Source organism: Mesorhizobium sp. M7A.F.Ca.MR.245.00.0.0, from assembly GCF_003997415.1.
Lineage (GTDB): Bacteria > Pseudomonadota > Alphaproteobacteria > Rhizobiales > Rhizobiaceae > Mesorhizobium.
In genome coordinates this window covers 1-6,102 of sequence record NZ_RZTE01000083.1, presented here as the reverse complement: position 1 = coordinate 6,102, position 6,102 = coordinate 1, and the positions used below count along the sequence as shown (strand labels likewise).

Here is a 6,102-nt window from a genome sequence, read left to right as displayed (position 1 = left end):
GGGTGCGCAACGTGCTGGTGGGGGCGGCACTGATCGGCATCCTGCTCAACGCCATGACCATCATCGACATCCCGCTGCTCTACCAGAACCTGATCAAGGCCGCGATCCTGCTCGGCGCTATCATCGTCGACGGCATCATCAACCCACGTGACGAACAGACCGCCCAGCAGGGTGACATTTAGTACCTGAACTGCGGCGGACGGTTGGGGCCGGCCGCTGATAACAAAACCAAACCAGAGGATGTGACATGAAACTGATCAGAACACTCATGGCAGCGGCCACGGCGCTTGCCGTTACCGCCTTCGTGGCGCCAACCTTTGCCGCCGACGATCCTGGCCCGGCGGCTTACGCACAGGCGCTCAAGGGCAAGCGCGTCATGCTGGTGCCGATGGCGATGGGTTTCGACCTGGCACAGGGCTGGACGCATTTCCTGAAGAAGGAAGTCGAAGCCTGGGGCGGCACCTTCGAGACACGCGATCCGAACTGGGTCGTCGACGCCGGCGCGCAAGCGATCACCGACGCGATCTCGTCGGACACCAGGCCGGATGTGCTGATCATCCATTCGCCGGACCTCAATTCCTATGCCAAGCTGATGAAGAAGGCGCAAGCCGCCGGCACCTATGTGATTTTGGTCGACAATCCGGCCAATTTCCCGGCCGACGCCTTTGTCGGCAGCGACTGGGACCGGCTCGGCCAGCTCGAGGCCGAAGCGGCGATCAAGGGCTGCGGCCCGAACTCCTCCAAGAAGCTCGGTTTGGTGCAAGGCGACCAGGCCAATTCGTCGAGCCTCTACCAATATGCCGGCATCATGAAGGTGCTGGACAAGAACCCCGACTTCAAGGTGGTGGCCAAGCCGGATTCCAACTGGGACGCGACCACCTCGCGCAACGTGACGACGACGATGCTGCAGCAGAATCCCGACATCTGCGCCATCATCGATTTCTGGGACGGCGATGCCACCGGCGCGGCTGCCGCGATCCGCGACGCCAAGCTCGACGGCAAGGTGTTCCTGGTCACCACGGGCGGTGGCGAGAAGGCGGCCGATTGCGACAAGCTGCAGGACGGCACCTATGGCGCTGTGGTGATGACCGATCTTGCCCGCCAGTCGGGCGACATGAACGCCATCATCAAGTTCCTGCTGCAGAGCGGCCAGCCGGCCGGCACCTCGCACACCTACATCTACACGCTGGAGAAGGCGACGACCAAGGCTGACCTGAAGCCCGATAGCTGCTGGGACTTGAAGGCCCTGCAGGCCGAAGCGGCGGCGAAGTAAGCCAAGCCTCTTCAATCGATATCGATGAGGTGGTCGGATTGCTGGCCACCTCTTTGTCTTTTCTCTTGCAGCAGTGACCTGATGTCCTTTCGCGAACGGCTCCAGTCCTGGCGCTACAATCTCGTGCCCGACCATGTCGTCGGTGAGATCCTGACCAAGCGCTGGACCGACAACGCCATTCCGTTCCTGGCGCTGGTGGCGACGCTGGCAACCTTCGGCTCGCTCATCCCGGGCTTCTTCAAGCTGACGGCGCTGCAGGATTCGACCCGTCAGCTTGGCGAGTTCTCGCTGATCGTCACCGGCATGACGGTGGTCATGCTGGGCGGCGGCATCGACCTGTCGGTCGGTTCGATCTTCGCGCTCTCCTGTTTTTCCGCGGTCTATGTCTTCTTCATCCTCGATCAGTCCGTGTGGCTGGCGCTTGCCGCATCGATCGCCACAGGATTGCTGTTCGGTGCGATCAACGGCTATCTGGTCGGCTATTTCAGGCTGCGCGCCTTTCTCACCACGCTAGTCACCTTCATCTTCGGCCGCGCGCTGTTCGACATCCTGGTCACCACTTATGCCGCCGATGTGCAACTTTCCGGCGCCACCTCGGACGTGCTGGATTTCATCGGCGACGGCACCTTCTGGGGGCTGTCGGTCTCGGTGTGGCTGGCGATCATCCTGGCCATCGTCACCCATATCGCGCTGACCCGTTCACGGCCGGGCTGGCACGTGCTGGCGGTCGGCGGCTCCAGGCGCTCGGCGCACAATGCCGGCATCCGCGTGCGCCGCACCGTGTTCATGACCTACGTCTTCTCCGGCTTCTGCGCCTCGATCAGCGGCTTCCTCATCGCTTGCCGGCTGAGTGGGGCAGGGCCGGGCACCGGCCTCAATCTGGAAATCATGGCGCTGACGGCGGCGGTGGTCGGCGGCGTCAGCCTTGGCGGCGGCCGCGGCTCGGTGATCAAGGGGCTGATGGGCGCCATCATCGTGCTGACCATGACCAACGGGCTGATCCGGCTGGGCTATGGCACCGGCACCAACCAGATGGTGCTGGGCATCATGCTGGCGGTCGCGGTGACCATCGACATCCGCTGGCTGAAGAACCGCCACAAGGTGCTGAACGAGGTCTATGTCGCGCCGGTCTATCTCAAGATGGGCGAGACACAGTCGGCTGCACCTGGTTCGGGCACACCCTACGAGCTCGACAACCGGTTGTCCGCCGCAGAGCATATCGGGCTTGGCGAGCTGGAGGGGCCAGAAGACGTCATCCTCGACCGCGACGACAATCTCTATTGCGGCACGCGTCATGGCGAGATCGTCCGTTTCTTCGCGCCGGACTATGTCAAATCGGAAGTGTTTGCCCATATAGGCGGCTTCCCGCTCGGCCTCGCCTTCGACAAATCGGGCAATCTGATCAGCTGCGTCGGCGCCATGGGGCTCTATTCGGTCTCGCCGGATCGGGAGGTCAAACGCCTGTCGGCGGAGACATCGCGTTCGTGGACCTCGATCGTCGACGATGCGCGTTTGCGTGACCCCAATGACTGCGACATCGCACCCGACGGGCGCATCTATTTCACCGACTCGACCAAGCGTTACGACGCACATGACTGGGCGCTGGATTCGATCGAGAACCGCGCCACCGGCCGGCTGCTGGTCTACGATCCGAAGGATGGTTTGACGAAGACGCTGCTCGACGGTTACCGCTACACCAACGGTGTGTGCATGGCGCATGACGGCAAGTCGCTGTTCTTCGCCGAAAGCTGGGCCTGCCGCGTGCATCGCTACTGGCTGGAAGGACCGAAAGCCGGCACCGCCGAATGCGTCATCCGCGACATGCCGGGCTATCCCGACAACATCAACCGCGCCTCCGATGGCAATTACTGGATGGCGTGGCTCGGCATGCGCACGCCGAGCTTCGACCTGTCGCTGCGCCATCCCGACATGCGCAAGCGCATGACGCGCCGCCTGCCGCAGGATGAATGGCTGTTCCCCAACATCAACACCGGCGGCGTGGTCAAGTTCAACGAGAAGGGCGGCATTGTCGAGGCGATGGGCGACCTCACCGGTGGCGCGCACCCGATGGTCACCTCGATGCGCGAGCACAAGGGATATCTGTTCGTCGGCGGCATCCTCAACAACCGCATCGGCCGCTACAAGATCGCAGGCGCCGACCCGGACTGGACCAGTCCCGCTTCCTATTGGGGGGCGAAGCCATGATCCTCGATCCGGTGCTGGACCTGTTTCGCGGCAAGGCGGTCACCATCCCGCCGCTCGACGGCGCTTTTCGCCCCAATACGCGGCTGGATGATGCGCCGGCTTTCGCCGAGATGACGGAACCAGACAATCTGCTCGTCGCCGGTGACAGGCTGCTGGCCTCCAGCGGCAACGCCATCCATTCGATTGCGGCTGGAGCGGAACCTGTCGTGGTCGAGACTTTTCCGTCTGCCGTCACCGCGCTGGCGCTGTCGCCATCCGGTGAACTGACGGTCGGGCTGGAAAGCGGAAAGCTGCTGATTGGCGGCAGCGACGTTTCGCTGCCGGCTGACCTCAGCTGCATCACCGCACTTGCCTATGCGGATGACGGCACGTTGTGGCTGGCCAATGGCTCGGCCGAGCACGCGCCGTCGCAATGGGCCGCCGATCTGATGAAGAAGGGTGCCTCCGGTTCGCTGTGGAAGCGAGACGCCGCGGGCGGTGATTTCCGCAAAGTCGCCGGCGAGATTGCCTTTCCCTATGGCCTGCATCCAGTCGGCAGCGATGTGCTAGTCAGCGAAAGCTGGCGTCATCAGTTGGTGCGTTTCGATGGCGCGACGGGCAGCCGCTCGACGGTTCTGACGCATCTGCCCGGCTATCCCGCGCGGCTGTCACCTTCCGCCGATGGTGGGGCGTGGCTGGCCTTGTTTGCGCCGCGCAACCGGCTGATCGAATTCGTGCTGCAGGAAACGCAATACCGTCAGGACATGCTGAGCCAGGTGCCGCCTGCCTACTGGATCGCGCCGGCGCTGGCCTCCAGCCGCAGCTTCCTCGAGCCGCTGCAATGCGGCGGCATCCGCACCATGGGCATCCACAAGCCGTGGTCGCCGAGCCGCTCCTACGGGCTGGTGGTCAGGCTCGACCAGAAGATGCAGCCGCAATTCAGCCTGCACAGCCGCGCCAACGGCACGCGCCATGGCATCTGCAGCGTTGCGGAAAAGGACGGCCTTCTGTTTGTCGCCTCCAAAGGCGGCGACTGCATCCTTTCCGTCGCCACGGGAGGTTTCTGATGGAACCGATCGTTCGTCTGGAGAATGTCACCAAGAACTACCGCGGCGTGCCCGCGGTGAAGAATGTCAGCTTCGACCTGCGCAAAGGCGAAATCCACGCGCTGCTCGGCGAGAATGGTGCGGGAAAATCGACGTTGACCAAGATCATCGCCGGTGTGGTCGACGCCACCTCGGGCAAGATGTTCCACAAGGGGCAAGAGATCGCCTACGCCTCGCCGCACGCAGCGCTTGAAGCCGGCATCGCAATGGTGTTCCAGGAGACGAGCCTGGTGCCGTCGATGACGGTGGCGCAGAACCTCTATCTCGGCACCGAAAAGTTCCTCAACCGGCTGCGCGGCACCTACATTTCGGCGCAGCAATTCCTGCAATCGCTGAACTTTCCCGTCGACCCGAACGCCATGGTGGCGACGCTGGGTGCTGCCAAGCGGCAGATGGTCGAGATCGCGCGCGCGGTGCACCACAATGCCGAGATCATCATCTTCGACGAGCCGACGGCGACGCTGACGCCGGAAGAAAAGCGGCACTTCTTCGCGCTGATCCGGCGGCTGAAGGCGAGCGGCGTGTCGATCGTCTTCATCAGCCACGCGCTGGAAGAGGCGCTCGATATCGCCGACCGCATCACCATCCTGCGCGACGGCGAGCTGGTCATCACCGACGACACGTCTGCTTTCGATCGCGACAGGATCGTGTCCGCAATGGTCGGGCGCAGGCTGTCGGGGCAGATCTACCGGCAGCGCGACGAAGCGAAGCTTCGCAAGGCGGGCAAGAAGGTGCTGTCGGTGCAGGACATCTCGATGAGCAATGTCGTGCGCAACACGTCCTTCTCGATCTTCGAGGGCCAGATCACCGGTGTGTTCGGGCTGATTGGCTCCGGCCGCACCGAAACCTTCAAGATCGTCTCCGGCATCTACAAGCGCGACTTTCTGCGCGGCGGCGCCATCGAGCTCGATGACAGGCCGGTGCGCTATCTCGTGCCGAGCGAGGCGGTGGCCGACGGCATCGTCTATGTCACCGAGGATCGCAAGAGCGAGGGCATCTTCGAGACGATGGGCATTGCCGAGAACCTGTTCGGCGGACTGCTGGCGGCGGGCCGGGAAAAGGCCTGGGTGATCAATGCGCAGGAAATGCGCGCGCTCTCAGCCGAATGGACGAAGACGCTGAACATCAAGGCGATCAACGACAATGCGCGCGTCGTCGAACTGTCCGGCGGCAACCAGCAGAAGGTGGTGATCGGCAAGGGGCTGGTGCAGCAGCCGCGCATCGTCATCTTCGACGAGCCGACGCGCGGCGTCGATGTCGGCGCGATCGCCGAGATCCATCAGATCATCAACCGGCTGGCCGACGAGGGCCTGGCCGTCGTCGTCATCTCGTCCTACCTGCCGGAGATCATGAACCTGTCCGACCGCATCCTGGTCTGCCGCCAGGGCCGCATCGTCGAGGAATTTTCGCCGGCCGAGGCCACGGAGGAGAAGATCATGTACGCGGCCGTGCATTAGGTTTTTGGCTGGTGCCTACGTTGATAATTGGCCAGGACATCCATCCCTTCGTCATCCACGGGCGGAGCAAGGAGCGCAGCGA

Annotated in this window: 4 protein-coding genes and 1 pseudogene; all 5 read left to right on the top strand. The window is 63.2% G+C overall.

Annotation, left to right across the window (positions count from 1 at the left end; translation table 11 throughout):
• Positions 1-182 (top strand): annotated as a pseudogene (locus EOB80_RS33995) (ABC transporter permease); the annotation flags it as partial.
• A 65-nt stretch (positions 183-247) separates the two neighbouring features.
• Positions 248-1,273: a sugar ABC transporter substrate-binding protein gene (locus EOB80_RS33990; RefSeq protein ID WP_127271251.1), complete on the top strand. Its 1,026-nt coding sequence runs from the start codon at positions 248-250 to the stop codon at positions 1,271-1,273.
• Positions 1,274-1,354: 81 nt separating this feature from the next.
• Positions 1,355-3,478, top strand: coding sequence for an SMP-30/gluconolactonase/LRE family protein (locus tag EOB80_RS33985; protein WP_127332343.1), 2,124 nt, complete (start codon positions 1,355-1,357; stop codon positions 3,476-3,478).
• Positions 3,475-4,524 (top strand): hypothetical protein, encoded by a 1,050-nt coding sequence (locus EOB80_RS33980; RefSeq protein ID WP_127332341.1) that lies wholly within the window; start codon positions 3,475-3,477, stop codon positions 4,522-4,524. The genes EOB80_RS33985 and EOB80_RS33980 overlap by 4 nt, the downstream gene beginning before the upstream one ends.
• Entirely contained in the window at positions 4,524-6,020 is a 1,497-nt protein-coding gene (locus EOB80_RS33975) for a sugar ABC transporter ATP-binding protein (RefSeq protein ID WP_127332339.1), read from the top strand. The genes EOB80_RS33980 and EOB80_RS33975 overlap by 1 nt, the downstream gene beginning before the upstream one ends.
• Positions 6,021-6,102 lie beyond the last annotated feature (82 nt).